Raw genomic sequence first — 26,209 nt, 5'->3', positions numbered from 1 at the left:
CTTTTTCATGACATGTCGACGGCATGGGGATCGCTGTCGAACCGTTTGATCGCAAGGGTTTGTACGAAAAGTCGCCGAGTGGCGATCAGGCAAGGCGAAAACAGGCGAGGAACGCGCTCGACTTGGCGAGCTGTCTATGATCTTTCGAGCGGACTCGCACGAGCCTGTTTTCAATGCAGCCTGATCGTTGCGCAGGCACTTTTTGTACAAAACCTAGTGGACCGCGGACAAACCCGAGGCCAGTTGCATGACCCGTTCCTGGGTCGCTTCGCTGCGGTCGAGGATGCCCATCTGGTCGCCCTCGTGCATGACCAGCACCCGGTCGCTCATGCCCAGCACCTCAGGCAGCTCCGAAGAAATCATGATCACCGCCATGCCCTCGCTGGCGAGGAAGGCAATCAGCCGGTAGATCTCGGCCTTGGCGCCGACGTCGATGCCCCGGGTCGGCTCATCGAGGATCAGGATGCGTGGGTTGGTCATCAGCCAGCGGGCCAGCAGCGCTTTCTGCTGGTTGCCGCCGGACAGGGTGTCGATGCACTGCTCCAGGGAAGGGGTCTTGACCCTGAGTTTCTTGCACATGTCTTCGCACAGGGCTCGCAGGGCCTTCTGCTGGATGAAGCCGTTGCCGACGTAATGGGGCAACACCGCCATTTCCATGTTTTCCAGTACCGACAGGCACGGGAACAGCCCACTGAGTTTGCGGTCCTCGGTCAACAGCGCAAAACCTTTCTCGATGGCCATGTGCGGGTCACTGATGCGCACCGGTTGGCCGTCGAGCAGAATCTGGCCGCCGGTCGCCGGGGTCACGCCAAAGATCGCCTCGGCCACATTGGTCCGCCCCGACCCCATCAACCCGGCGATCCCCAGGATCTCCCCGGCATGCAGGTCGAAGGACACCCCCTTGAAGACACCGTCCAGGCTCAGGTCGCGTACCGCCAGGACCTGTTCGCCGATGGGCGTTTCCCGCTCCGGGAAAAGCTGGCTCAACTCACGCCCGACCATCATCGAAATCAGGCTGTCGCCATCCATGCTGTCGGCCCGTTGCAGGCCGATGTAGGCACCATCGCGGAACACCGCCACCTCGTCGGCGATGGCAAACACTTCGTTCATCTTGTGGGTGATGTAGATGATGCCTTTGCCCTGGGACTTGAGGTCGGCAATGATGGAAAACAGATGGGCAACTTCCGTTTCGGTGATGGCCGAGGTCGGTTCATCCATGATGAGAATGTCGGAGTCGTAGGACACGGCCTTGGCGATTTCCACCATCTGCCGCTCGGCAATGCTGAGGTTGCCTACCTGTTCCTCGGGATCGAGGTTGATGCGCAGGCGCTCCAGCAACCTGGCGGTGCAGCGGTGCATTTCCCCGTGATCGATCATGTGCAGGCCGTTGAGCTGTTCGCGGCCGATCCAGATGTTTTCGGCGATGCTCATGTGGGGCATCAGGTTCAACTCCTGGTGGATCATCGCGATGCCGGCCTGCAACGCGGCCAGGGGCGTGTCGAACGCCACCGGCTTGCCTCGCAGGCGCAATTCACCGGCATCCGGCTGGTAGATGCCGGCGATGATCTTCATCAGGGTGGACTTGCCCGCGCCGTTTTCCCCCATCAGGGCCAGCACGGAACCGGGACGTACCCGCAATTGCACGTCGGACAGGGCCACCACGCCAGGGAACCCCTTGCTGACATTGACGACCTCCAACAGGTAGGGTTCGTCAGGTAGTGTGCCCGGCTGGACAGTCATTGCCGGGGCGCTCGAAGCAGTCGCTGAGGCGAACATGATCAGGTACTCCCTCGGCAAGATCGGCGTGGCGACCTTGCCTGCTGATTAGTGTGGTCGGACCGAGGCTGCGCTGGACGTCACTTGAACTGGGCGACGTTTTCCGGGGTGATCAGGCGATACGGCACCCACACCGCCGGCTCCACCGCTTGTTTCTTGACCATTTTCACGGCTGTATCGATGGAGCCATCCGCCTGGCCCTTGGCGTCCTGGAACACCGAGACCGCCATGTCGCCCTTCTTGATGGCGTTCAAGCCGTCCGGCGTGCCATCGACCCCGGCGATCAAAACGCTGCCTTTTTTCTGGCCGGCCTGTTTCAGGGCCATCGAGGCGCCAATGGCCATCTCATCGTTGTTGGCCACCACCGCCTGGAACTCGCGCCCCTGGGTCAGCCAGTCGTTGACCAGGGTCATGCCCTTGTCGCGCAACCAGGTCCCGGTCTGTTCCTGCTCGATCTTGATATCGGGGTATTTGGCCAGTACTTCCTTGACGCCCTTGGTACGGTTGGTGGTGGAGTTGTTGGCCAGGTCTCCCAGCAGGATCACGATATTGCCCTTGCCGCCCATCTTTTGCGCCAGGTACTGCATCTGCATCCGCCCGGCTTCCAGGTCGTCGGAGGCGACGGTCACCACGCCCGCCGGCAATTTCAGGTCATCGGGCCGACGATTGACGTAGACCAGGGGAATGCCCGCGGCCACGGCGGCCTTGGTGATGCGCTGGGTCGCGGCGGTGTCCACCGGGTTGACGATGATGGCGTCGACCTTCTGGCTGATGAAGCTTTCCACCTGGCTCAGTTGCTTGACCACATCGCTGCGGGCGTCCTCGAATTGCAACGTGACGCCGTCCGGCATGGACTTGGCTTTCTTGTCCATGGATTCGCGCAGGTAGGTCAGCCAGGTGTCATCGAACTGCGACATGCTGACGCCGATCTTCAGGTCCGCCAGGGCAGCACCGCTGGCGAACATCAACGACAGGGCCAGCGAGGCGATACGGGTCTTGATCTTCATGAACGGTCTTTCTCCACATTCTTGTTGATTTTATGGATAAGGCGAGACGGCTCTCAGGAACGGGGCAGGCGCACGATGGGCGCCCCCGGCACGCAACACACCACGGCGCCTTGGCGCTGGATGCACAGGGATTCGAACAGAGGAAGAATTGCGGACAGGCGCAACGGACGGGGCAGGTGAAACGCAGAACGGTTGAAGGTTTTCATCGACGGTACCTGGCTGTGTTTCTTGTTTTTGTTGAGTTCGTCATCCGTTCAGGACAGGCAACGGATGGGAACAGGGTGTCGGTAACCTGGAAACGACTTTATTGGAAAATATTTTCCACATCAACTTATTTTAGAATTTTATTCGTCTTTTATTCCATGGCCGACAGGCGTGGGCAATACCTGCACTTCGCCCCCCTCGGCGCTCTGCCGGGCGGCGTCCAGGATAGAGGTCGTCGCCCAGGCGTCACGGGCCTGGACCGGCAGCGGGCCAGCGCCCTGCAAGGCGAGCTGCAGGCGTTGGTAGAACTCGATCCAGCAACCCCGCTCCGATGCCACGCGCTCGCGCTCGCCACCCTGTTCGAACCACCCCCAGCGTCGATGTTCCTCGGTACCCCAGCGTTCCCCCTCCGTCGCCGGGCTCAACCCGGCAAGCGCCAGGGCTTCCTGGCCATCGAGGCCTTCGACGGTATAACTGCCCTCGCTGCCGCTGACCCGAAAGCGCGGCCGCGGTGCGTTTTGCAGGCAGTTGCCGCTCAGGTGGGAAACCACGCCGTTGGCATGGGTCAGGGACACAAAGAAGCCGTTGTCGAATACCTGGCCTGGCTGGCGGTAGTCCAGCTCGGCGTAGACCCTGGTCACCGGCCCGAACAATTGCAGCGCCTGGTCCACCAGATGGCTGCCCAGATCGCGCAGGAAACCACCACCGCTGCCTTTGCCAACCGATGTCGGTGAATAGCGCTCGACACTGGACTCGAAACGAATGACCTGCCCCAAGGCTCCGGACGCCAGCAGTTTGCGCAGGGTCAGGTAATCCGAATCCCAGCGACGGTTCTGGTAAACACAGAGCGGCACATTGCACCGCTCGGCCGCCACCACCATTGCCTCGGCCTGCGCGGCGTCCCGGGCAAAAGGTTTGTCGCTGACCACCGCCACACCGAGTTCAATCGCCTCCATCACCACCGCCGGGCGGCCGTCCAAAGGCGTGGACACCACCACCGCGTCGATGCCCGCCGCCACCAGTTCGGCGAGGGTGTCAAAAGCCTGGACGTGTGGGTAATCACTCGCCAACTGCTGGCGTCGCTCGACGGACCGGGTCACCACGCCGACGAACGTAGCCCCCGGCAGGCTGCTGATCAGCGGCGCGTGAAAAAACCGCCCACCCTTGCCGTAGCCGACTAGTCCGATTCGCATGAAAGCTCCTTGTCTGGATATGACACTGTCCTCTGTGGGAGCGAGCTTGCTCGCCATGGCGTCGGATCAGCCAGTATTAATGTTGCCTGACCCACCGCTATCGCGAGCAAGCCCGTTCCCACAGGGGATTGGGGTTAACCGTAGAAGGGCGGACGCTCGGGCAAGCTGACCTTGACGATCTGCCCACTCTGCTGCGCCTCAATACAGGCATCCGCCGCCACCGCCGCCGCAAACCCATCCCAGGCCGACGGTCCACCCACCTGGCCGGCGCGCACGCCATCGATGAATGCCTGCAGCTCGACGTCATAGGCGGCGATGAAACGGTCCTTCCAATCCATCAGGATGGCATTGGACAGTTTGGCCTCACTGCGCAGCTGGACCTGGGACGGTTCCGCAAGCCGGGCGATGCCGGTCTCCCCCACCACTTCGCACTGGATGTCGTAGCCGTACTGGCAATTGACGAACACCTCCACGTCGATGCGAGTGCCCCTGGCGGTCTCCAGCAGCACCACCTGCGGGTCACGCAAGTGAGCCAGGGCCTTGCTGGTCTTGCGTGGAAACACCACCTGCACCGAGACGTAGTCGTCGGCCAGCAACCAGCGCAGCACATCCAGCTCATGGATCAGGGTGTCGGTGATGGCCATGTCGGTCTTGTAGTTCTCCCCCACCCTCGGGTTGCGGTGAGCGCAGTGCAGCATCAGCGGCTCGCCGATCTGTCCGCTGTCGATCACCGCCTTGAGCGCCCGGTACCCCTGGTCGTAAGGCCGCATGAAACCCACCTGCACCAGGCGCTTGCCATGGGCCACCTCGGCGTCGACGATCCTGCGGCAGCCTTCGGCCGTCACCGCCAGGGGTTTTTCGCAGAACACCGGCTTGCCGGCCGCGATGGCCGCCAGCACGAATTCCTCGTGGCTCGGTCCCCAGGAGGTGACCAGGATCGCCTCCACTTCCGGGGCCTTGATCAATGCATGTCCATCGGGGCACACCTCGGCGGCGAGGTTCAGGTCGGCCACGACCTTTGCCGCTTGGGAGAGGTTGATGTCAGTCACCGCCACCACCTGGCTGTTGAGCAAGGTCTGGCTGCAACGACGGATATGATCCTGGCCGATGGCCCCGGTGCCGATGACGCCCAGCTTCAAAGACATTTGCAACTCCTTGTGTTGTTTGGGTGGGGCAATCAGTACTGACGGGCCTGGGCCAGTCGTTCATTGAGGGTGCGGGCGACCTCATCGGTACGGGTGCTGGTGGAGACCTGCGCCACGCCGACACGCCACCATGACAAGTACTTGTGGATCATGGTCTTGGGCAGGACCTTGATGTCGATCAGGGTCGAGACGGTCTGCCGTCGCGCATCGGCCAGGGCCGCGTGCAGTTCCTCGAGGGTCTTGACCCTGTAGGTCTTGCAGCCATAGGCCGCCGCGCTCATGGCGAAATCCACCGGTACGAAGCCGCCGTCGAGCTTGCCGGTGTCCGGGTTGCGGAAGCGGAATTCAGTGCCGAAGCTGTCCATGCCATGTTCCATCTGCAGGTTGTTGATGCAGCCGAAGGTCATGTTGTCCAGCAGCACCACATTGATCTTGCGCCGTTCCTGGATCGAGGTCGCCAGCTCCGAATGCAACATCATGTAGGAGCCATCGCCCACCAGGGCATATACCTCTTTTCCAGGCTCGGCGAGCTTCACGCCCAACGCCGCATTCACCTCATACCCCATGCAGGAATACGCGTACTCGACGTGGTAGGTGTTCACGCCCTTGCTGCGCCAGCTGCGCTGCAAGTCGCCAGGCAGGCTGCCAGCGGCGGCCACGATGATGGCGTCGTCGTCCAGGGTTTCGTTGAGGGTACCCAGTACACGACTCTGGGTCAGGCAGGAGCCGGTGAGTTCGATGAATTCGCGCAACACCGCCGGGTCCGTGCGGTCGTTGATTTCCGGGACGAAATCCTCGGTTCGATAGTCGGCCTGGTAGACCCGGTCCACCTCGGCATCCAGTCGAGCCCTGGCTTCGGCGATGCGCCCGCCCCATTCGGCGCGATAGTCGCCCAGGGTGCACGACAAGGCCTCGAGTCCCGAACGGGCATCGGCCACCAGTTGCACGCCATCGAGCTTCAACGCGTCGCATGGGCTGATGTTGAGATTTAGGAACTGCACCTCCGGGTGCTGGAACAGCCATTTCGAGGCGGTGGTGAAATCGCTGTAGCGAGTACCGATACCGATGATCAGGTCCGCTTCCTTGGCCAGCAGGTTCGCCGCCAGGCAGCCGGTTTCGCCGATACCGCCCACGTTCAGACGATGGCTGGACACCACCGCGCTCTTGCCGGCCTGGGTCTCGGCGAAGGGGATCTCGAAGCGTTCGGCGAACCCCTGGAGGGCGGCGTTGGCGCCGGCATACTTCACGCCCCCGCCCGCGATGATCAGCGGCTTGCGCTTGCCCTTGAGCAATGCCAGGGCATCCCCCAGCATCGCCTCGGTGGCCGGCCGGCGGTCGATCCGATGCACGCGCTTTTGCAGGAAATAGTCAGGGTAGTCGTAGGCCTCGGCTTGTACGTCCTGGGGCAGCGCCAGGGTCACCGCGCCGGTCTCGGCAGGGTCGGTGAGCACGCGCATGGCGTGGATCGCGGCGGTCATCAATTGTTCGGGGCGATTGATCCGGTCCCAGTATTTGCTCACGGCCTTGAACGCATCGTTGGTGCTGATGCTCAGGTCGTGGAACTGCTCGATCTGTTGCAGGACCGGGTCCGGCTGGCGGCTGGCATAGACATCGCCGGGCAACAGCAGCAACGGGATACGGTTGGCGGTGGCCGTGGCGGCAGCGGTCAGCATGTTCGCCGCGCCGGGGCCGACCGATGAGGTGCAGGCATAGATTTTCCGACGCAGGTGCTGCTTGGCGAAGCCGATGGCGGCGTGGGCCATGCCCTGCTCGTTACGCCCCTGGTGCACCACCAGGTCGCCGCTGTCCTGCTCCAGCGCCTGGCCCAGGCCCAGCACGTTGCCGTGACCGAATATGGTAAAGACGCCGGCGATGAACTTGCTCTGGACGCCGTCGACCTCGACATACTGGTTATCGAGGAATTTCACCAGGGCCTGGGCCATGGTCAGTCGTGTTGTGGACATGCTTGCACCTTTTTCAAACGCAACTCGATCGAGCGTGGAAGCCGGCCTGCCCCGGGCAGGCGCCGTGCCAGCGACATCGATGCGATGCCGACGCCTGGACGGGCGAGCCCGCTCCCACATGAAAAGTTTCCCGACACGGCAGTCAGGCCTGGGAGTTCTGCAGGTGATTCATGCTCGCTCCCAGCGCCTGGCGCAGGTCGGCCAACTGATGGACGCTTTCGGCGAACGGTTCGAAGGACAGGTAGCCGTCATACCCGCCGGCCCCCAACGCTTCGATCTGCGCGGCATTGCCGAGGATATCGCCCTCGCCCACCAGCACCCGGTGACCGTCCCGGATCGTCGCCAGGGGCGCCAGGGCATCTTCGACGCCGGAGATGTGCACCAGGCCGGTCAACTCGGCAAAGCACTCCCGCTCCCCCGCCAGATGATGGTGAAAGGTGTCATGCACCAGGCGAAACACATCCTGGGTATCGGTGTCCGCGATCGCTTCCACCGCCGTGCGCTTGAGGCGCAGCGAGCACTCCTCGAACCCCAGGGGCTCGATATAGCCGTAGACACCGAAGGCCCGCAGGATCGGCGCCAGCTCACCGAGGGCGGTACGCAGCCCCGCCGAACGTTCGGCCTCGCTGCGCGGGTCGGCGCGATCGTTCAATGGACACATCACCAGCCCCTGGGCACCACATTCGCGGGCGTAGTCGGCCAGCCTCACGGCCTGGACACGGCGCTCTTCGTTCCACACATCGAAAGGGTAAAGGGCATTGATCGACAGCACCTTGATGCCCCGCGCCTCGCATAACTGGCGCACGCTGGCCGGTGCCATGCCGTTCTCGATCTCGACGCCCTGCAGATCGTTGCGGATTTCAATGGCATCGGTTTTCAAGGCCAGGGCCAGGTCGATGAACTCAGGCAGTGACAGGCGTGGCGCAACCATTCGGTTCAAGGCAAAACGCAGGGGCTTGTTCATTGTTATTCCTCCGGCATTCGTGCAAAACGGGCGATGGGACGTTCAGAGGTCCAGCAGCCAACTGTGCTGCGGGTCGTTATGGAACTGCCAGACCCGCTTCGGGCCGGCCATGACATTCAGGTAGTACGACTCGTACCCGTAGGGCACGCTGACCGGGTGGTACCCCTTGGGCACCACGACCAGGTCGCTGTTTTCCACGGCCATGGCCTGGTCGATGCTGCGATCGTCGGTATAGACCCGTTGGAACACGAAGCCCTGGGGCGGACTGATCTGGTGGTAATAGGTTTCTTCCAGGAAGCTCTGGTGCGGCAGGTCGTCGGTGTCGTGCTTGTGGGGCGGGTAGCTGGACGAATGGCCCGAAGGCGTGCGCACCTCCACCACCAGCAGCGAATGGGCTGGCTCGCTGTCCGGCAGGATGTCGCAGACATACCGGGTGTTGGCACCCTTGCCGCGAACGCTGCGCTTCATGCTGTCGGGCAGGATCAGGCGCGGGCCGTACTCGTTTCCGGCCGAACCCGGGGCGGCACATACCGCCAGTTGCACGTCGCTCAAGGCGGTCACCAGCGCCTGGCTGCCGGGGGGCAGGTAGGCGGCATAGGGCGACTTGTCCTCGAACACCGACTGGCGATCACCCAGGTTGTCCCAATCGAAAACGCCCTGCCCCGGCGCCTCGCCCTTCAGACCGATACGCCCGCTGAGCAGCACCAGGCACAGCTCCTTGTCGGCCGCGGCCACCGGCAGGGTTTCGCCGAGGCTCAGGCGACAGGCCGTGAAGCCGACGTATTCCAGCTCGCCCGGGGGCAACGCCACCACGGTCCGGCCGCTGGCTTGACTCTTGATCAACAGGCTCATGCCGGGATCCTCTCTTGCAGCAAGGCGCGCAGGGTGTCGTAGCCCTTCTTGGCATACACATAGCTCGGCGCCACGGCGGGATCCTGCTCGGCCTCCACCACCAGCCATCCCTGGTAGTCGGCGGCCAACAGGACGTCGAGCAACGCGGCGAAGTCGATGTCGCCATCCCCCGGCACGGTGAAGGTGCCGTTGATGATGCAGTCGGGAAAGCTCCACAGGTTGTTGCGCGCCAGCTGCACCACCGGCTTGCGCACATCCTTGAAATGCACGTGGCAGATCCGCTCGATGTGCTTGCGCAAGACTTGCAGCGGTTCGCCGCCGCCCATGTAGCAGTGTCCCGAGTCGAACAGCAGGCCGACTTCGCTACCGGTCAGAGCCATCAACTTGTCGATGTCCGAAGGCGACTCGACATAAGCGCCCATGTGATGGTGATAGGCCAGACGCACCCCCTGGGACAACGTGAAGCGGGCCAGTTCGGTCAGCTTGTCGGCATAGGCCTGCCAGGCCTCGTCGGTGTGAAAGCGCGGCCGCTCGATCAGGGGAATCCGCTGGCCTTGGATGGAGTCGGCGACTTCCCCGTAGACCAGCACCGTGGCGCCATTCTGCGCCAGCAACTCGACATGGCTGGCAATGGCGTCGATTTCCTCGGCTGCCGAGCGTCGGGCCAGACGACTGGAATACCAACCCGAGACCAGTGCCAGGTCATAGGGGCGCAGCACATCGCCCACACCCTTGGCGTCCTTGGGAAACTTGCCGTTGAGCTCGAAACCTTCATAGCCGATGGCCTTGCCCTCGCTCAGCGCGGTGCTCAACGGTGTCTCGCCGCCCAACGAGGGCAAGTCGTCGTTGCTCCAGGAAATCGGGTTGATGCCAATTCGAATCGCGGGCATGGCTGCACCTTTTATTGTTTTCAAACTGAATGCATGGGTGAACGCAACACTACTGTGGCAAGGGGGGTTATCCCCTCGCCACGGATGCTTGTTCCATCGGTCACGCCCGGGCCGCTCGCCACGCGTCGATCAGTTCCACGAACGTGCCCTGTACCTGCCTGATCAGCGTTTCGTCATCGATCTCCCCCGCCAGCCAGGCTCGGCTCGGTTCCTGGAAGATCGTGCGCCCCACGGCAAAACCCCGGCAGGTAGTGCTCTGGCTGGCCTGGCGAAAACCTTCGGCCAGGGCCGAGGCCGGAGCATTGAGGCCCAGCAGCACCACACCACGGCAGTACGGATCGCGCTGCTGGATCAACTCATCGAGTTGCTTCCACTGCTCTGCGGTCTGGGCTTCGATCTTCCACCAGGCCGGAAAGATCCCCAGGTTGTAGAGGCGCTTCAAGGCGCGATAGAGCACGTCCGGATGCGGCGATGGATGATCCTTGGGCGGGATGACTTCCAGCAGCAGTTCATGGCCACTGACCTGGGATGCCTTGTACAACCCCATCAACTGCGCCTCCTGCTCCAGGCGCAGCAGCGGCTCGTCATCGGGATGAAATTGCACCAGACACTTGATGATCTGCTCGCCAGGCCAGGCGATCAGGTTGCTGCCGATGGAGCGGCCATGCTCGAAAGCCAGCGGCCGCGAGCCTTGCACCTCCACCGGGCGCGCCACCCACCAGCCGCGTCCGGTGGCGGCATTGAGGGAATCCTGGCCGAAACGTTGATCGGCCAGCAACCCGACGTCCGCCTCGATGCCCTGGCGACGCAGATCGACTTCGACTCGCTCCACCGCCTGGATGAACAGTTGCTTGAGCGCGCCGATGCTGCTCAGGTCCCGGTCGCCTTTTTGAGCCAGTTCCACCAGTTGCCAACGGTGATCGAAGGCAAAGATGAACAGTTGTTTCCAGGCCCTGCGAGGCACACTGACCTGATGAAGCCGTTGCAATACGACATCCTGGTCCGGCCGGGTGATGGGCACCGGGCTGTCGAACAGGTAATCGAGTTCGGCCCGGGTCGGCATCGCCGGGGCACAGGCATGGCGCGACACCACCAGGCCGCCACAGGCATTGGCCAACTGGCAGCAGCGCGCATCGTCGGCTTCCTCCAGCCAGCCGGCGAGAAAGCCCGACATGAAGGCATCGCCGGCCCCCAGGACATTCAGGACCTCCACCTTGACGCCCGGATAGATCGCACCGTCTTCAAGCCGGTCGGGGATGGCGCCGTGGATCACCGTGCAACCCTGCGGGCCGAGCTTGACCACCAGGGTCGCCGCCGTCAGCGAACGCACGGTGCGCAGCGCGGCCAGCAGATCCGTGCTGCCACCGGCGATCAGGAATTCCTCCTCGGTGCCGACGATCAGGTCAAAACGCGGAAGGATGCCTTGCACATGCCGGCTGACGGTCTGGTCGGCCACGAAACGGGTCTCGCCATCGGCCTTGCCGGCCAAGCCCCAGAGCACCGGGCGATAATCGATGTCCAGGATCCGCCTGACGTTGTGCTTCTGGGCATGGTCCAGCGCCTGGATACTGGCCTTGTAGACGCTGTCGGTGGAGAAATGAGTGCCGGTGATCAACAGGGCCTTGCTGGAGGCGATAAAGGCCTCGTTTATGTCTTCGGCGCGCAACGCCATGTCGGCGCAGTTTTCCCGGTAGAACACCAGGGGGAAGGTTTCCCGGTCCTTGATACCCAGCAGCACCAGGGCGGTCAGGCGTTGCGGATCGACCTTGATGCCGCTGACATCGCAGCCCTCACGGGCCAGGGACTCCACCAGGAAGCGTCCCATGTGGTCGTCCCCTACCCGGCTCAGCATGGCGGACCTGAGCCCGAGCCGAGCGGTGCCGAAAGCGATGTTGGCCGATGAGCCACCCAGGTATTTGGCGAAGCTTGTGACATCTTCCAGCCGCGCCCCGACTTGTTGCGCATACAGGTCGACACCCAGGCGTCCCAGGCAGATCACATCCAATTGACGCCCACTGGCAAAACGAGTCTGGCCCATGCTGGCTCCTGTTATTTTTATCAGCCTGCGTTCGCCGCCGGAGCGGTGCCAACGCGTTGGTGGATGCAGACTAAAACGAGCCACGGGCAAATATCAATAATTATTCTATAAATTTTTTACGTGGAATATTTTTTCCAATACCCTGTGCTCGGAACCGCGACAGGCGCAGTGCATCGTTTCAGCAGGTCACGTCGCCTGCCGCGCTCATTATTTTCCTTGCGCCTACGCTGTAGACTGCGACCAGCCAACCTGTTGTCGAGGGCCGGGACGTTATCGGACCGCCCTATAAGAACAAGCCAGAAGGATTTTCTATGACCCGCCCCGATCTGCCGGAGCCGTCCGAGCGCGCGTCCGCCCTCGCAACCCCACCGATCAATGCCGAACGCCTGTTGCAACTGATCACCGAGGAATATGAAAGCCTGCCGCGCCAGCTCAAACGCATCGCCAGCTACATGAGCCAGCAAAGCGACCGCATCATGGTCGACCGTATCAGTGATATCGCTCGCGAATGCGAAGTGCATCCGTCGGCCATCGTGCGTTTTTCCCAACGCTTCGGTTTCAGCGGGTTCAGTGAAATGCAGGCGCTGTTCCGGGAGGCCTACACCCACAAGACCACGCCGGTACAGAACTACCAGCAGCGCATTCGCAGCATGATCGCCAACAAATCCCAGAAGGCCTGCGGCGGCGACCTGGCGCGCGAATGCATCAACGCCACACTCTCGGGCATCGAGCGATTGGGGCTGGAACTGGACGACCAGGCGTTCGACAAGGCCGTGGACCTGGTGGTCAATGCCGACAATATCTATGTGGTGGGCGTCCGGCGTTCCTTCGCGGTAGCCGATTACCTGGTGTACAACCTGCAACACACCAACAAGCGCATTCACCTGGTGTCCGGGCTCGGTGGCAGCTATCGCGAGCAGATGCGCAGCGTCCGGGCCAACGACCTGGTGATCGCCATCAGCTTCACCCCGTACGGCAAGGAAACCCAGCATTGCCTGCGCATCGCCCAGCATCACCAGGCCAAGACCCTGATCATCACCGACAGCAACCTGTCGCCCCTGGCCAAACGGGCCAATACGGTGTTGCTGGTAAACGAAGGCAGCTCGTTCGCGTTTCGCTCCCTGAGCGCTACCCTTTGCCTGTGCCAGGCATTGTTCATTGCCGTGGCCTACCGGCTGGAGCTCAAGGTCGATGAAATCCACGAACAGGCAGGATTCGAGGACTAGAAACCCGGACCGTCCAACCACAGAAGGAAGCACCATGAAACTGATCGGCATGCTGGACTCGCCATACGTACGACGCGTCGCCATTTCCGCCAAATGCCTGGACATTGCCCTGGAACATGAATCGATTTCGGTGTTCAGGCAGTTCGAACAGTTCCAGCGCATCAACCCGGTGGTCAAGGCGCCGACCCTGGTGCTCGACGATGGCGCGGTGCTGATGGACTCCACGTTGATCATCGACCACCTCGAGGTCTTGGCCACCCCGGGCAAAAGCCTGATGCCGGTCGACAGCGGGCAACGGCTGCGCACCCTGCGCCTTATCGGCCTGGCCCTGGCGGCGTGCGAGAAGTCGGTGCAGATCTACTACGAACGCAACCTGCGGCCGACAGAAATCCAACACGCCCCCTGGGTCGAACGCGTTGAAGGCCAACTGGCGGCGGCCTATGGCATGCTCGAACAGGAACTGGTGAAACAGCCCCTGGTCACCGACGGCTCACTCGATCAGGCAGGCATCACCCTGGCAGTGGCCTGGAGCTTCACCAACCTGGTGGTACCGGATCAGGTGCAGGGCAAGTCCTTTCCTTCGATCAGCGCGTTCACCGCCTATGCCGAAGGGTTGGAGGCGTTTGTCAGCACGCCGATGGAATAACCGGCGATGGCGGTCGAGCGCAGGATTCTGATTCACCCCGGATCCCTGTGGGAACGAGCTTGCTCGCGATGGCGGGGTACCAGCCAACATGGATGCTGACTGACCTTACGCTATCGCGAGCAAGCTCGCTCCCACAGTTTGTTTTCGGGTGACGGCGGGATAGGTATTCGCCACAGATCCCAAACAGGATTTGCTCAGGCCGGTTCCACTTCCTTCGGCTCCACGAACGCTGGTGCCACCTCGAACCGATCCGCCAGGAACGGCGTGATGTCCAGTGGCAACGGCTCGTCGTTCACCAATTTGTCCAGCAATACCCCGGTGATGGCCGAGGTCAGGATGCCGGTGCGGAAATGCCCGCAGGCATTGAGGTAGCCTTCCACGCCCCGCATCGGCCCCAGGATCGGCAACTCGTCGGGAGATCCAGGGCGCAGGCCGGCCCAGGTCCGCTTCAGGTTGATGTCGGCCAATTGCGGGATGCACCGCACTGCACCCTGGACCAACCCCTCGATTTCCGGGTACGTGGTGGTCACGTCAAAGCCTTTGTCTTCGGTGGTGCTGCCAATCAGGATTTCGCCGTTGTCCTTCTGGGCCACATAACAATCGCTGGTGGTCAGGCAGCCCTTGAGGATCTTCGGCATGCGTTCGGTCAACAGGATCTGGCCCTTGACCGGCTTGACCGGAATCCGCACGCCGGTGGCCTGCTCACTCAGGTCCGCCGCCCAGGCACCGGCGGCGTTAATCAGGGTCCGGCAATTGAAGGTGCCCGCCTCGGCGGTCTTCACCCCGGTGACCCGCGTGCCCTTGCGCAGGACCTCGGTGACGTTGGTGTTGAAGAACAGGTCGACGCCGTTCTGTCGAGCGCCTTCGGTATAGGCGTCCGCCAGGCGGAACGGACTGACCTGATGATCGCACAGGAACTCCAGCGCTCCCCGGGCCTCGTGGCTGACATTCGGCTCGGCCTCGCGCAGGGCGGCCTGGTCGAGCCAGCGGACCTGGTCCGCCAGGTGCGGGATGCAGGCGACGATATGCTCGGCGTACAAGCGGTCCTCATCGTCATAGATCACGAATTTGAGCCCGGTCTCCTCGAACTTGAAATCCATGCCGTGGTTGTCCATCAACTCCCGGTGCAATTGCGGATACAAGGCGTTGGACTGCAAGGCGAAGTCGAAGAACGATTGCGGCAGGATGTGCGGCGTACTGGCGTCCACCGCCACGGCGGCGCCCTGGGCCTGGCGCTTGCGGTTGGCCGACATCATGCGAAAGAAAATCACCCCGCACCCCAGCCCCACGGACTCGCCGATGGCCCACAGGCCTCCCGCGGAAGCCCGGGTGGCATTGCCCGGGCGCTTGGCATCGATCAGCGCGATCTTCAAATGCTTGCGCTTGGACAACTGATAGGCACACGAAGCCCCGATCACACCGCCACCGGCGATGACCACGTCGTAATCCTTCAGGCTCTGATACTCAGTCATGCCGTACGCCCTCCTGGCCTACGTTCTGGAACGCTGAAAAGGGCACCGGGTCGATGGGGAAGCGCGGTCGCAACCAGCCCACATCCCCACGTCCGGTGGCTTCGCGCAGCCGGTCGCTGCAATAGCCGACGCACATCCGCCCCTGGCAGTCGCCCATGCTCACCCGGGTGCGCATTTTCAGGCTGGCCATGTCCTGCACGCCCTGCTCCAGGGCCCGGTCGATATCAGCGCGGGTGGCGTGCTCGCAGCGGCAGATCACCGTATCGGCGGCGGGCAGCGCGATTTGCCCGGCACCGCGGCGAGTGTATCGGTCCACGGCGGCGCGGAAGCTCACGATGCGGTCCAGTTGCGCCTGGTAGCGCTCGCGGCGCTCAAGGGCGGTACGAGGGTCGAGCACATTGCCTTGCATCAGGATCGATAGCGCGGCGATGCGCCCGCTCAGCATGGCCGCTTCACCGCCACGGATCCCGCCCATGTCGCCAGCCAGGTGGATATGGGCCTCGCTGCTTTGCTGCCAGGCATCGGACACCGCCCTGAGGTAGCCGTCGTCGCTGAAGCCATGCTCCAGGCCCATCTGCTGGCTCAACTGGGTGCGTGGAATGAAGCCGTAGCCGACCGCCAGGGTCTGGGCCGGCACTTGTTCGGCACGGGCCAGGTCCGGCTCCCAGTCGCTGGAATAAGGCGCGACGGTGACACAGCTCAGCTCACCGTCGCCATCGGCCCGCACCACGCCCCAGCCATAACGCACCGCAATGCCGTGCAGCTTGAGATAGCCCAGCATGCTCAGGCCGTCGAGAAACAGCTGTGGCTTGTTCAGCAAGGCCAGGCTTTCCTTGGCGATCCTGCCCAATGCGCACGCCTCGTACACGCCGGCCACGGCCACGCCTGAAGCATGCAGCTGGCAGGCCACCAGGGGCAGCAGCGGGCCGGTGCCCGCGATCACCACCGGACTGGGCGGCTTGACCACCCCGCTCTTGATCTGTAGCTGCAACCCACCCAGCATCATCACCCCGGCAAGCGTCCAGCCGGGAAACGGCACGCTGCGCTCATGGCAACCGGCCGCCAATACCAGATGGGAATAGGCGACTTCCCGCAAACGCTCGTCGGCATCCAGCAGCATCAGCGCCCGGAACCCTTCGGCTCCGACGACGCGGCTGTCGAGCCGAACGTCGATCAGCCCGGCGTACTGGCGAAACTCACCGTGAAGCCTGTTCAGGGCCTGGCTATAGCGGGAACCCAGGTAGTCCAGGCTCACACCGTCGCGCAACGGCCCACGATAGACCACGCCACCCAGGCGCGGCGCCTCTTCGAGCAAAGTGCTGCGCACCCCATGGGCCGCCAGCTCGATGGCTGCGGCCATGCCCGCCGGCCCACCGCCGACAATCACCGGATCGAGGCTCATGGCGCCTCCGTTTCGGCGATGCGGTTGGCCCGGGTCTCGATCTGCATGCCGGGACGCACCCGGGTCTGGCAGGCGCGGCGCTTGTGACGCCCATCGATCTTGACGAGGCAGCAATGGCACACGCCCATGCCGCAATACGCGCCGCTGATCTGCTGGTGATCGTTGCGGGCCACCTGGCGCTGGCCCAGGGACTGGATGACGGTAAGAACGGTTTCGCCGTGGGCGGCGTCGACGATCCGCCCGTCCAGGCACACCGTCATGTCGGCCCTGGCCAGGGGCTGGATGTCGAATTTTCGGCGTAGAAGGTCTTGAGACTGCATGATGCTGCTCTTCCTTGATGCTTTTATTGAAGGACCAGTGAGGTCTCGGCTCCTTGCAGCACACCATCACCGGTTGCGTCGGTGCCTGCGTCAGCGCGAGCGCGCCAAGGCGGGGCAATCGATGCCACATGATAGTGCGGGCGAAACGCATGTTAGGGATAATTTGTGACCAAGTGTTGATCCAGGCCAGGGAAATCGCTGGCGGCTTCGATGAACTTTTTTTCAGAAAGCCGACAGGTAATCTTTGGCAGAATGCCGCGCAATGGCATCAATTTCTCAACCCGGTACCGCCCATGAACCGCATCCTGACCATCGAAGACGACGCCGTGACCGCCCGTGAGATCGTCGCCGAGCTGACCCGCAACGGCCTGAGCGTCGACTGGGTCGACAATGGCCGCGAAGGTCTGGAACGCGCGGTGAGCGGCGATTACGACTTGATTACCCTCGACCGCATGCTGCCCGAGCTCGACGGCCTGGTGATCGTCACCACACTGCGCAACATGGGCGTGGCGACGCCGATCCTGATGATCAGCGCCCTGTCCGATGTGGATGAACGGGTACGCGGTCTCCGGGCCGGCGGCGACGACTACCTGACCAAGCCCTTCGCTACCGACGAGATGGCGGCTCGTGTCGAAGTGTTGCTGCGCCGCAACAACGGCGCCCAGGAAACGCAAACCGCCCTTCGGGTCGCCGACCTGGAACTGAACCTGATCAGCCGCGAGGCCAGCCGCAACGGGCAACTGCTCAGCCTGTTGCCCACCGAGTACAAGTTGCTGGAATTCCTGATGCGCAACAGCGGACAGATCCTTTCGCGCATGATGATTTTCGAGGAAGTCTGGGGCTATCACTTCGACCCCGGCACCAACCTGATCGACGTGCACATTGGTCGTCTGCGCAAGAAGATCGACCCGCCGGGCCTGGAACCCCTGATTCGCACCGTGCGAGGTTCCGGCTATGTCATTGCTGAACCCCGCTAAGGGCTGGCGCTCCTCCAGCAGCCGCCTGCTGGCGCTGTACAGCGCGCTGTTCGTGATCTGGAGCGCTCTGTTGATGGGGGTGATGTATTACGAAGTATTCGGCTACCTCGACAGCCTGGCCAAACACTCCCTGATGCAGCGCCAGCACCTGTTTGCCCGCATCCATGCCGACCAGCTGGAGGACGCGCTCATGGCCAGCCTGACCCTGGACGAGCGCGGGGTCGATGCCTATGGCCTGTTCGATCCGCAACTGCGGCACCTGAGCGGGCCGATCCAGCGGATTCCGGCCGACCTGCCGCTGGACGGCAAGATCCACATGCTGGGCGGCTGCGTCGACTCCGACGCCCCCGGCGTGCCCTCGGACAGTTGCGATGCGGTGGCGACCCGGACCCAGGACGGACGCTGGCTGGTGTTGGCACGGGACAACGGTTCGCTCTTCGCCGTCACGCACATCATCCTGCGGGCATTGTTCTGGGGCGTGTCGCTGACCATCCTGCCGGGCCTCGCCGGTTGGCATCTGCTGCGCCGCCGACCACTGCAGCGCATCCGCAAACTGCAGGCCAGCGCCGAGGCCATCGTGGCCGGCGACCTCACCCATCGCCTGCCACTGTCGAGCCGCCGCGACGAACTGGACATGCTGGCGGCGATCGTCAACGCCATGCTCGATCGCATCGAGCGCCTGATGAACGAGGTCAAGGGCGTGTGCGACAACATCGCCCACGACCTGCGCACGCCCCTCACCCGCTTGCGCGCCCAGCTTTACCGGATCCAGCAGGAAGCGGCAGAGGGCTCGCCCGAAGCCTTGCAGATGGATCAGGTGATTGCCGAGACGGATACCCTGATGGCTCGGTTTCGCGGGCTGCTGCGGATCTCCGAACTGGAAGACCAGCAGCGCCGTTCGGGTTTCGTGCGCCTGGACCCGTTGCAACTCTTGCAGGAACTGCACGACTTCTACCTGCCCCTGGCCGAAGAACGCGAACTGACCTTCCGCCTCGACGTGCCCGAGACCTTGCCCCTGCTCAATGGCGACCGGGCGCTGCTGTTCGAAGCCGTGTCGAACCTGCTGAGCAATTCCATCAAGTTCACACCGCCGGGAGGCGAGGTCGTCCTGCGGGGCGTGGACCAGGGCGACAGCACGCGCATCGAAGTACTCGACTCCGGCCCCGGCATCCCGGAGGCGGAACGCAAGGCCGTGTTCCGGCGTTTCTATCGCGCAGAGGGCAGCAGCCAGCACGGTGGATTCGGCCTGGGCCTGTCCATCGTGGCGGCGATTGTCAATCTGCACGGATTTACACTTGAGGTGGACAGCAGCGAACAGGGCGGAGCCCGCCTGGCGCTCGATTGCCGAGCGACGCTGCTGTAGCGATCAACCAGGACGTGGCTTTGCAATGAAGGGGGTGGTGAAGGGAGTTTCAGGCGGGATCACCGCGATACAGCGGAGTGTTGCCCAGCTCATAACGCAGTTCTTCGATCAGCTTTGCAATGCTTTCTTCCGACCGGACGCTGTCGATGCTCATGCCGCTTACTACCAGATCGACTTCACCGCTTTCACGGTGATAGAGGCGCACGGTCAGGGTGCCGTCGCCATTGAGGCTGCATTCGCAGGCCAGGGGCGTAAAATTCTCTTCGAGACGAGCACGCAAGGGAGCCAGGTGAGTCATGCGCTGCACCTCAGGTCCACGGGTTCGAATGAATGGCGGACAGCTGCGGCTTCCGGACCCGCGTAGACGTCCTGTCAATCCCGCATTCGATTGGCTTGCTGCACATGTGGCGTATTCCTTGACTGTTTCGTGGGGGACGCGACATCACCGACGACGTCGCACCCCGACAGCGTAAGGAAGCCTGGCTACAGGCAAAACCCGAATTTGCACCAACGGGCCAGGTACATTTGCACTGGCTATCATGGTGCCTTCATGCGCCACTCATTGGCGAACAGACCCCGTTCCCGCGCCCACACTATCGCCTCGCTACGGCTATGGACGTCCAGCTTCGAATACAGCGTCGCCACATGATTGCGCACGGTATTGGGGGCCAGTTTCAAGCGTGCGGCGATTTCCTTGTCGGCCAGTCCCTGGCAGATCAGCCCCAGCACATCACGTTCCCGGGCGGTCAGCTCGGTGAACGACACGCTGGGAACCGGTGCGTTGATGCTTTTCACATTGGCCAGTTTTTCAATCAGGGTCCGGCTGAACCAGGAAGCATCCTTCATCACCTCTTCGATGGCAGCCACCAGCTCCAGCTCCGAGCGCTTGCGTTCGGTGATGTTCATCAGCACCAACAGGTAGCAAGGTTTGTCCTGTATCAGCACCGTATCGGCGGCCACTTCACAATCGATGAGCTCACCACCTTTTTTCTGCACCTTGACGTCGATCCTTGAAACCGTGGCGGCCTTCTCCAGCTTGGCGAACAGGGCGGCGCTGGCTTCGCTGTCGATAAAGCCGATTTCTTCAACGGTCTTGCCCAGCAGCTCTTCGCTGGCATAACCGGTGGCTTCCAGGAACGCTTCGTTGATTTCCAGCAACTGTTGCTCGGCGCTGCATACCAGGGTAGGCACGGGAGACAGTCGGAACGACTTGGCGAAGCGCTCTTCGCTCTGGCGCAACGCAGTCTCGGCCTTGCGGCGCGGCTCCATGTCCATGAAGGAAAACAGCATGCAGTCTTCGTCCTGCAGGTCCAGTGGCTGGCCGGCGACGATCACCTGTTTGCTGCCGCCATCGGGCAGTCTCAGCTCGGCCTGCATCTGCGGAATGGTCGCGCCCTGCCCCAGGCGCTCGACGGCCAGGTCACGTTTTTCCGCGGCTTCCAGCACGTCCAGTTCATAGACTGAACGACCGATCACCTGGTCGCGACTGTAGCCGGTCATCTCCAGGAAACCCGGATTGACCTTGATATAGCGCAGGTCACTGAGACGGCAGATCACCGCCGGCGCCGGGTTCGCGGCAAAGGTTTTTTCGAAACGCTGCTCGGCGCTGGCCCATTCGGTGGCATCACTGAGGATCAACACCAGGTATTCCGGTTCACCGCCACGGTCGGTCAGCACCATGCTGCGGATCCGATGGACCCAGGTGCGATCGGGATCGGCCTTGGGGGTGACTTCCACCAGCACGTCGCTGAACTCATCGCCACGGGCCACCCGGGCGATGGGGTAGTTGTCCTCGGGCAACGCGTGATTGTTGCGATAGCGCAGGTTGAAACGCTGGGCGTACCCCTTGGCGTTGCCACCCAGGTCATTCAGATCGCTGACGCCGTGCATGGTCAATGCGGCCTCATTGGCCCACGCGATCGTCTGGTCGACTTCGATCAGCATCACCCCGTCCGACAGCCCGGCGATGATCTGCAGCAACTGGCGACGGTTGGTATCGGCATTGGGGACGTCTTGGTTCATTGGGTCTCCATGTGATCGACAAGGCATGGTGGTACGACCCTTCCCGAGGGTGACGCGTTCCCTGGAGAAAGGTGCCCGACAGGGACGATGCCGATGATGTTCGTTCGGGTGCCAGGCAAATCATCAAGATGCCGGCCTTCGACTAATGTCTTAGACCAGTCATCGCACAACCGTAAACGCAACCATCGCCCCTTTCGCCACGCACGATGTCCTTATCGTCACGGCTGTCACTCGCTCTGCCCTTGACGAGAGCCCCATTCACAAGGTGCATCCACTGGTAGAAATCAAATAATGGCCAGTTGACAAGGAGTCGGCGGCCACAAATAATCTCGTCATGTTGTACGACGACGTATGACAAAAATAAAAACAACAAAAAAGTAGGGAGCGTTACTGTGAGCACACGTGTCCGTTTTTCCCCCAGCCGTCCTTCTCGCCATACCCTTTCCAGCACCAGCCATGCCCTGACCCTGCTCGGCTGCAGCAGTCTGGCAGCCTTGCTGCCCACCGTCGCCCAGGCCGAAGGCTTCGTCGAGGATGCCAAGGCCACGCTGAACCTGCGCAACGCTTACTTCAACCGCAACTTCACCAACCCGAACAATGCCCAGGGCAAGGCCGAGGAATGGACCCAGAGTTTCATCCTCGACGCCAAGTCCGGTTTCACCCAGGGCACGGTGGGGTTCGGCGTGGACGTGCTGGGCCTGTACTCGGTCAAGCTCGATGGTGGCCGTGGCACGGCAGGAACGCAGTTGCTGCCGGTGCACGACGACGGTCGCCCCGCCGATGACTTCGGCCGCCTGGGCGTCGCGCTCAAGGCCAAGGTCTCCAAGACCGAGCTGAAGGTCGGCGAATGGATGCCGGTGCTGCCGATCCTGCGTTCCGACGACGGTCGCTCCCTGCCGCAGACCTTCCGCGGCGGCCAGGTCACTTCCACCGAGATCGCCGGCCTGAGCCTCTATGGCGGCCAGTTCCGCGGCAACAGCCCGCGCAACGATGCGAGCATGGAAGACATGTTCATGAACGGCCGCCCCGCCGCCACCTCCGACCGCTTCAACTTCGGCGGCGGCGAATACGCCTTCAACGAAAAACGCACCCAGGTGGGCGTGTGGTACGCGGAACTGTCCGACATCTACCAGCAGCAATATTTCAACCTGACCCACAGCCAGCCCATGGGCGACTGGACCCTGGGCGCCAACCTCGGCTATTTCATCGGCAAGGAAAACGGCAGCGCCCTGGCCGGTGACCTGGACAACAAGACCGCCTTCGCCATGCTCTCGGCCAAATATGGCGGCAACACCTTCTATGTCGGCCTGCAGAAAGTCGGCGGCGACGATGCCTGGATGCGGGTCAACGGCACCAGCGGCGGTACCCTGGCCAACGACAGCTACAACTCCAGCTACGACAACGCCAAGGAAAAGTCCTGGCAAGTGCGCCACGACTTCAACTTCGCCGCCGTCGGCGTGCCGGGCCTGACCCTGATGAACCGCTACATCAGCGGCGACAACGTGCACACCGCCACGGTGGACGATGGCAAGGAATGGGGTCGCGAAAGCGAGCTGGCCTATACCGTACAGAGCGGCGCGCTGAAGAACCTCAACGTGAAATGGCGCAACTCGTCGCTGCGTCGGGACTTCAGCACCAACGAGTTCGATGAGAACCGCATTTTCATCAGCTACCCGATTTCGCTTCTCTGAGCAAAGGAGCTGGCGTCATGACCTGTCACATAGCGGTCATGACGCTGGCGTAACGCGTGGCAAGGAGGCCGGTTTAGAGCGATTCGTCGATCAGACGTTGACAAGGTAGCGCAAGGATAAGGATATTCGCCCTCGGTCGTACGACAACTTATAACAACTGATACCTCTCACTGTTTGCTCAGGTAACTTCATGACTACGACAACCATTCGCCATCCCTTCAATCGCCTGTTGCTCACCGGTGCCGCCGGCGGCCTGGGCAAAGTGCTGCGCGAGCGCCTCAAGCCTTTCGCGCGGCATATTCGCCTGTCGGATATCGCCAACATGGCGCCGGCCATCGACGAAAGCGAAGAAGTGGTGCTCTGCGACCTGTCCGATAAGCAGGCAGTGCACCGACTGGTGGAAGGCGTCGACGCCATCCTGCATTTCGGCGGCGTATCGGTCGAGCGCCCCTTTGAAGAAATCCTTGGCGCCAACATCAGCGGCGTGTTCCATATCTACGAAGCGGCCCGCAAGCACGGCGTCAAGCGAGTCATCTTCGCCAGCTCCAACCATGTCATCGGTTTCTACAAGCAGGACGAGCCCCTCGACGCCCTCTCCCCTCGCCGCCCGGATGGCTACTACGGCCTGTCCAAGTCCTACGGCGAAGACATGGCCAGTTTCTACTTCGATCGCTACGGCATCGAGACCGTGAGCATCCGCATCGGCTCGTCGTTCCCGGAGCCGCAGAATCGCCGGATGCTGAGCACCTGGCTGAGCTACGACGACCTGACCCAACTGATCGAATGCTCGCTCTACACCCCGAGCGTACGCCATACCGTGGTGTATGGCATGTCCGCCAACCGTGATGTCTGGTGGGACAACAGCCACGCCGCACACCTGGGTTATCAACCCAAGGACAGCTCTGAAATCTTCCGGGCCAAGGTCGAGGCGCAACCCATGCCGGCCGCCGACGATCCGGCCAGGATCTATCAGGGCGGCGCCTTCGTGGCGGCCGGCCCGTTCGATGACTGATTCGTCTGTTTTTCCATGGGATACGAACGCCACAAGGGAATCACCATGCAAGCCGAATTGATTGTCGATGCACGCAACGCCGTCGGGGAAAGCCCGGTCTGGGTCCCCGAGGAAAACGCCCTGTACTGGGTGGACATCCCCAGCGGCGGCCTGCAGTGCTGGAACGCCGGGACTGGCCAGCTCAAGGGCTGGAACACTCCGGAAATGCTTGCCTGTATCGCCCGCCACCAGGACGGCGGCTGGGTGGCCGGCATGGAAAGCGGCTTCTTTCGCCTGCACCCCAATGACGACGACACGCTGGACAGCGAGTTGTGCGCCAACGTCGAACACAGCCGCCCCGACATGCGCCTCAACGATGGCCGCTGCGACCGCCAGGGTCGCTTCTGGGCCGGCAGCATGGTGCTGAACATGGGCGCCAACGTCGCCGAAGGCAGGATGTACCGCTTTGAAGCCGGGCAACGCAGCCCGGTCGAGGCGCAACTGAGCGGTTTCATCGTACCCAACGGCCTGGGCTTCAGCCCGGACGGGCGCACGATGTATCTCTCAGACTCGCATCCGCTGATCCAGCAGATCTGGGCCTTCGACTACGACATCGACAGCGGCACGCCTACCAACCGGCGCCTGTTCGTCGACATGATGCCCTTGGCCGGTCGCCCGGACGGCGCGGCAGTGGACGCCGAGGGTTGCTATTGGATCTGCGCCAACGATGCCGGCCTGATCCATCGTTTCACCCCGGATGGGCGCCTCGACCGCTCGCTGGAAGTGCCGGTCAAGAAACCGACCATGTGCGCCTTCGGCGGCAGCCGCCTCGACACCCTCTTCGTCACCTCGATCCGTCCTGGCGACGACAGCGATCCCCAATCCCTCGCCGGGGGTGTGTTCGCGTTGAACCCTGGCGTCAAGGGCCTGGCCGAACCCGCATTCGGAGGGTTGAAACACGCCGCGAACTGACTTGCTGCACCGCTTTACTGGATGAGCCATAAAAACAACAACACTGGAGACTGACCATGAATTTCAAACGCACGCTTCTGATCGCGGCCCTGCCCCTGGCCTTCCTGGCCCAGGCGGCGCATGCCCTTGAACTCAAGATCGCCGACATCCATCCCAAGGGTTACCCGACCGTGGTGGCCGAGGAATCCATGGGTAAAACCCTGGAAAAGGAAAGTAATGGCGAACTGAAGTTCAAGTACTTCCCGGGCGGCGTGCTGGGTTCGGAGAAAGAAGTCATCGAACAGATGCAGGCCGGCGCGATCCAGATGTCCCGAGTCAGCCTCGGCATCGTCGGTCCCGTGGTGCCGGATGTGAACGTCTTCAACATGCCGTTCATTTTCCGCGACCAGGCCCACATGCGCGCCGTCATCGACGGCGATGTCGGCGATGCGATCCTCGACCGGATCACCAACTCCGAGTTCGGTCTGGTGGCCCTGGCCTGGATGGACGGCGGCACGCGCAACCTCTACACCAAGAAGCCGGTGCGCAAGCTCGAAGACCTCAAGGGCATGAAGATCCGCGTCCAGGGCAATCCGATGTTCATCGAGACGTTCAATGCCATGGGCGCCAACGGCATCGCCATGGACACCGGTGAGATCTTCAGCGCCTTGCAGACCGGCGTGATCGACGGGGCGGAAAACAACCCGCCGACCATGCTCGAGCACAACCACTACCAGAACGCCAAGTACTACAGCCTGACCGGCCACCTGATCCTGCCCGAGCCTATCGTGATGTCGAAGATCACTTGGAACAAGCTCACGCCGGAACAGCAAGACATGGTGAAAAAAGCCGCCAAGGCTGCTCAGGCCGAGGAGCGCAAGCTGTGGGACCAGAAGTCCGCCGCCAGTGAAGAAAAACTCAAGGCCGCCGGCGTCGAGTTCATCACCGTGGACAAAAAGCCCTTCTATGACGCCACCGCGCCGATCCGCGCCAAATACGGCGCGCCGTATGCCGACCTGATCAAGCGTATCGAAGCTGTCCAGTAAGACCTTTCGATCTGTACTCCTGAAAAGGCCGCGCGCGCCTGCGGTTGACGGCGCGCCCGGTTACGGTGG

Annotated in this window: 22 protein-coding genes and 1 pseudogene; 8 read left to right on the top strand and 15 right to left on the bottom strand. The window is 62.5% G+C overall.

The annotated features are described in order from the left end of the window. Positions 1-213: 213 nt before the first annotated feature. From BW992_RS18205 to BW992_RS18165, 10 genes are all read right to left on the bottom strand, one after another. Positions 214-1,776, bottom strand: coding sequence for a sugar ABC transporter ATP-binding protein (locus BW992_RS18205; RefSeq protein WP_072431458.1), 1,563 nt, complete (start codon positions 1,774-1,776; stop codon positions 214-216). Positions 1,777-1,856: 80 nt separating this feature from the next. Then, positions 1,857-2,783 (bottom strand): sugar ABC transporter substrate-binding protein, encoded by a 927-nt coding sequence (locus BW992_RS18200; RefSeq protein WP_072396167.1) that lies wholly within the window; start codon positions 2,781-2,783, stop codon positions 1,857-1,859. A gap of 53 nt (positions 2,784-2,836) precedes the next feature. After that, positions 2,837-2,989: a hypothetical protein gene (locus BW992_RS27095; protein WP_165887479.1), complete on the bottom strand. Its 153-nt coding sequence runs from the start codon at positions 2,987-2,989 to the stop codon at positions 2,837-2,839. Positions 2,990-3,127: 138 nt separating this feature from the next. Next, positions 3,128-4,180, bottom strand: a complete 1,053-nt coding sequence (locus BW992_RS18195) for a Gfo/Idh/MocA family protein (protein ID WP_072396156.1) — start codon at positions 4,178-4,180, stop codon at positions 3,128-3,130. Positions 4,181-4,314: 134 nt separating this feature from the next. Continuing rightward, on the bottom strand, positions 4,315-5,325 hold the full coding sequence (locus tag BW992_RS18190; RefSeq protein WP_076406868.1) for a Gfo/Idh/MocA family protein: 1,011 nt from the start codon (positions 5,323-5,325) through the stop codon (positions 4,315-4,317). A 32-nt stretch (positions 5,326-5,357) separates the two neighbouring features. After that, a complete protein-coding gene (gene iolD, locus BW992_RS18185) occupies positions 5,358-7,289 on the bottom strand; it encodes a 3D-(3,5/4)-trihydroxycyclohexane-1,2-dione acylhydrolase (decyclizing) (protein ID WP_076406867.1) in 1,932 nt (643 codons plus the stop codon). A 142-nt stretch (positions 7,290-7,431) separates the two neighbouring features. Next, positions 7,432-8,253: a TIM barrel protein gene (locus BW992_RS18180; RefSeq protein ID WP_076406866.1), complete on the bottom strand. Its 822-nt coding sequence runs from the start codon at positions 8,251-8,253 to the stop codon at positions 7,432-7,434. A gap of 42 nt (positions 8,254-8,295) precedes the next feature. Next, positions 8,296-9,105, bottom strand: a complete 810-nt coding sequence (gene iolB / locus BW992_RS18175; RefSeq protein WP_072396148.1) for a 5-deoxy-glucuronate isomerase — start codon at positions 9,103-9,105, stop codon at positions 8,296-8,298. Next, positions 9,102-9,995: a myo-inosose-2 dehydratase gene (gene iolE / locus BW992_RS18170; protein ID WP_072396146.1), complete on the bottom strand. Its 894-nt coding sequence runs from the start codon at positions 9,993-9,995 to the stop codon at positions 9,102-9,104. The genes iolB and iolE overlap by 4 nt, the downstream gene beginning before the upstream one ends. Before the next feature lie 100 nt (positions 9,996-10,095). Beyond that, positions 10,096-12,033, bottom strand: coding sequence for a bifunctional 5-dehydro-2-deoxygluconokinase/5-dehydro-2-deoxyphosphogluconate aldolase (locus BW992_RS18165; RefSeq protein WP_076406865.1), 1,938 nt, complete (start codon positions 12,031-12,033; stop codon positions 10,096-10,098). 311 nt (positions 12,034-12,344) lie between these two features. Between BW992_RS18165 and BW992_RS18160 the strand changes: the two genes are divergently transcribed. Beyond that, on the top strand, positions 12,345-13,259 hold the full coding sequence (locus BW992_RS18160) for a MurR/RpiR family transcriptional regulator (protein ID WP_072396142.1): 915 nt from the start codon (positions 12,345-12,347) through the stop codon (positions 13,257-13,259). After that, positions 13,225-13,542: pseudogene (locus BW992_RS27580) on the top strand (glutathione S-transferase N-terminal domain-containing protein); the annotation flags it as partial. The gene BW992_RS18160 and the pseudogene BW992_RS27580, both read left to right, overlap by 35 nt. 557 nt (positions 13,543-14,099) lie before the next feature. On the opposite strand, the gene hcnC reads toward BW992_RS27580, so the two are convergent. Genes hcnC through hcnA form a run of 3 tightly spaced genes read right to left on the bottom strand, consistent with a single transcriptional unit; the run spans position 14,100 to position 17,099 of the window. Beyond that, on the bottom strand, positions 14,100-15,377 hold the full coding sequence (gene hcnC / locus BW992_RS18150) for a cyanide-forming glycine dehydrogenase subunit HcnC (protein ID WP_072459019.1): 1,278 nt from the start codon (positions 15,375-15,377) through the stop codon (positions 14,100-14,102). After that, positions 15,370-16,779: a cyanide-forming glycine dehydrogenase subunit HcnB gene (gene hcnB, locus BW992_RS18145; protein ID WP_076406863.1), complete on the bottom strand. Its 1,410-nt coding sequence runs from the start codon at positions 16,777-16,779 to the stop codon at positions 15,370-15,372. The genes hcnC and hcnB overlap by 8 nt, the downstream gene beginning before the upstream one ends. After that, a complete protein-coding gene (gene hcnA, locus BW992_RS18140; protein WP_072396115.1) occupies positions 16,776-17,099 on the bottom strand; it encodes a cyanide-forming glycine dehydrogenase subunit HcnA in 324 nt (107 codons plus the stop codon). Before hcnA ends, hcnB begins: the two co-directional genes overlap by 4 nt. 293 nt (positions 17,100-17,392) lie before the next feature. Between hcnA and BW992_RS18135 the strand changes: the two genes are divergently transcribed. Together BW992_RS18135 and BW992_RS18130 are read left to right on the top strand one after the other, a co-directional pair. Beyond that, a complete protein-coding gene (locus BW992_RS18135) occupies positions 17,393-18,076 on the top strand; it encodes a response regulator transcription factor (protein ID WP_072396113.1) in 684 nt (227 codons plus the stop codon). Further along, the gene (locus BW992_RS18130; RefSeq protein WP_072396111.1) at positions 18,054-19,439 is read left to right on the top strand and encodes a sensor histidine kinase; all 1,386 of its coding nucleotides are present in this window, start codon (positions 18,054-18,056) and stop codon (positions 19,437-19,439) included. Before BW992_RS18135 ends, BW992_RS18130 begins: the two co-directional genes overlap by 23 nt. A gap of 49 nt (positions 19,440-19,488) precedes the next feature. Here BW992_RS18130 and BW992_RS18125 read toward each other — a convergent pair whose 3' ends face one another. Next, positions 19,489-19,737, bottom strand: coding sequence for a DUF1652 domain-containing protein (locus BW992_RS18125; protein ID WP_072396108.1), 249 nt, complete (start codon positions 19,735-19,737; stop codon positions 19,489-19,491). Positions 19,738-19,976: 239 nt separating this feature from the next. Beyond that, the gene (locus BW992_RS18120; RefSeq protein WP_076406862.1) at positions 19,977-21,461 is read right to left on the bottom strand and encodes a helix-turn-helix transcriptional regulator; all 1,485 of its coding nucleotides are present in this window, start codon (positions 21,459-21,461) and stop codon (positions 19,977-19,979) included. Positions 21,462-21,922: 461 nt separating this feature from the next. Here BW992_RS18120 and BW992_RS18115 point away from each other — a divergent pair, with 461 nt between their 5' ends. The 4 genes from BW992_RS18115 (at position 21,923) to BW992_RS18100 (ending at position 26,140) form a co-directional block, all read left to right on the top strand. Next, positions 21,923-23,152, top strand: a complete 1,230-nt coding sequence (locus BW992_RS18115; RefSeq protein WP_207956537.1) for an OprD family porin — start codon at positions 21,923-21,925, stop codon at positions 23,150-23,152. A gap of 190 nt (positions 23,153-23,342) precedes the next feature. Further along, positions 23,343-24,164 carry an NAD-dependent epimerase/dehydratase family protein gene (locus BW992_RS18110; RefSeq protein WP_072398995.1) on the top strand — a complete coding sequence of 274 codons (822 nt, stop codon included), beginning with the start codon at positions 23,343-23,345 and terminating at the stop codon, positions 24,162-24,164. A 45-nt stretch (positions 24,165-24,209) separates the two neighbouring features. Next, positions 24,210-25,115 carry an SMP-30/gluconolactonase/LRE family protein gene (locus BW992_RS18105; protein ID WP_072398996.1) on the top strand — a complete coding sequence of 302 codons (906 nt, stop codon included), beginning with the start codon at positions 24,210-24,212 and terminating at the stop codon, positions 25,113-25,115. A gap of 56 nt (positions 25,116-25,171) precedes the next feature. After that, a complete protein-coding gene (locus BW992_RS18100) occupies positions 25,172-26,140 on the top strand; it encodes a TRAP transporter substrate-binding protein (protein ID WP_072398997.1) in 969 nt (322 codons plus the stop codon). Positions 26,141-26,209 lie beyond the last annotated feature (69 nt).

The sequence above is a fragment of the Pseudomonas sp. 7SR1 genome (assembly GCF_900156465.1).
GTDB lineage: Bacteria > Pseudomonadota > Gammaproteobacteria > Pseudomonadales > Pseudomonadaceae > Aquipseudomonas.
The sequence above is the reverse complement of the archived record's forward strand: the minus strand, read 5'-3'. Positions and strand labels throughout refer to the sequence as shown.

Coding starts and splice junctions, on each gene's coding strand:
- BW992_RS18205 (WP_072431458.1), bottom strand. CDS start 1,776: ATGTTCGCCTCAGCGACTGCTTCGAGCGCCCCGGCAATGACTGTCCAG.
- BW992_RS18200 (WP_072396167.1), bottom strand. CDS start 2,783: ATGAAGATCAAGACCCGTATCGCCTCGCTGGCCCTGTCGTTGATGTTC.
- BW992_RS27095 (WP_165887479.1), bottom strand. CDS start 2,989: ATGAAAACCTTCAACCGTTCTGCGTTTCACCTGCCCCGTCCGTTGCGC.
- BW992_RS18195 (WP_072396156.1), bottom strand. CDS start 4,180: ATGCGAATCGGACTAGTCGGCTACGGCAAGGGTGGGCGGTTTTTTCAC.
- BW992_RS18190 (WP_076406868.1), bottom strand. CDS start 5,325: ATGTCTTTGAAGCTGGGCGTCATCGGCACCGGGGCCATCGGCCAGGAT.
- iolD (WP_076406867.1), bottom strand. CDS start 7,289: ATGTCCACAACACGACTGACCATGGCCCAGGCCCTGGTGAAATTCCTC.
- BW992_RS18180 (WP_076406866.1), bottom strand. CDS start 8,253: ATGAACAAGCCCCTGCGTTTTGCCTTGAACCGAATGGTTGCGCCACGC.
- iolB (WP_072396148.1), bottom strand. CDS start 9,105: ATGAGCCTGTTGATCAAGAGTCAAGCCAGCGGCCGGACCGTGGTGGCG.
- iolE (WP_072396146.1), bottom strand. CDS start 9,995: ATGCCCGCGATTCGAATTGGCATCAACCCGATTTCCTGGAGCAACGAC.
- BW992_RS18165 (WP_076406865.1), bottom strand. CDS start 12,033: ATGGGCCAGACTCGTTTTGCCAGTGGGCGTCAATTGGATGTGATCTGC.
- BW992_RS18160 (WP_072396142.1), top strand. CDS start 12,345: ATGACCCGCCCCGATCTGCCGGAGCCGTCCGAGCGCGCGTCCGCCCTC.
- hcnC (WP_072459019.1), bottom strand. CDS start 15,377: ATGACTGAGTATCAGAGCCTGAAGGATTACGACGTGGTCATCGCCGGT.
- hcnB (WP_076406863.1), bottom strand. CDS start 16,779: ATGAGCCTCGATCCGGTGATTGTCGGCGGTGGGCCGGCGGGCATGGCC.
- hcnA (WP_072396115.1), bottom strand. CDS start 17,099: ATGCAGTCTCAAGACCTTCTACGCCGAAAATTCGACATCCAGCCCCTG.
- BW992_RS18135 (WP_072396113.1), top strand. CDS start 17,393: ATGAACCGCATCCTGACCATCGAAGACGACGCCGTGACCGCCCGTGAG.
- BW992_RS18130 (WP_072396111.1), top strand. CDS start 18,054: ATGTCATTGCTGAACCCCGCTAAGGGCTGGCGCTCCTCCAGCAGCCGC.
- BW992_RS18125 (WP_072396108.1), bottom strand. CDS start 19,737: ATGACTCACCTGGCTCCCTTGCGTGCTCGTCTCGAAGAGAATTTTACG.
- BW992_RS18120 (WP_076406862.1), bottom strand. CDS start 21,461: ATGAACCAAGACGTCCCCAATGCCGATACCAACCGTCGCCAGTTGCTG.
- BW992_RS18110 (WP_072398995.1), top strand. CDS start 23,343: ATGACTACGACAACCATTCGCCATCCCTTCAATCGCCTGTTGCTCACC.
- BW992_RS18105 (WP_072398996.1), top strand. CDS start 24,210: ATGCAAGCCGAATTGATTGTCGATGCACGCAACGCCGTCGGGGAAAGC.
- BW992_RS18100 (WP_072398997.1), top strand. CDS start 25,172: ATGAATTTCAAACGCACGCTTCTGATCGCGGCCCTGCCCCTGGCCTTC.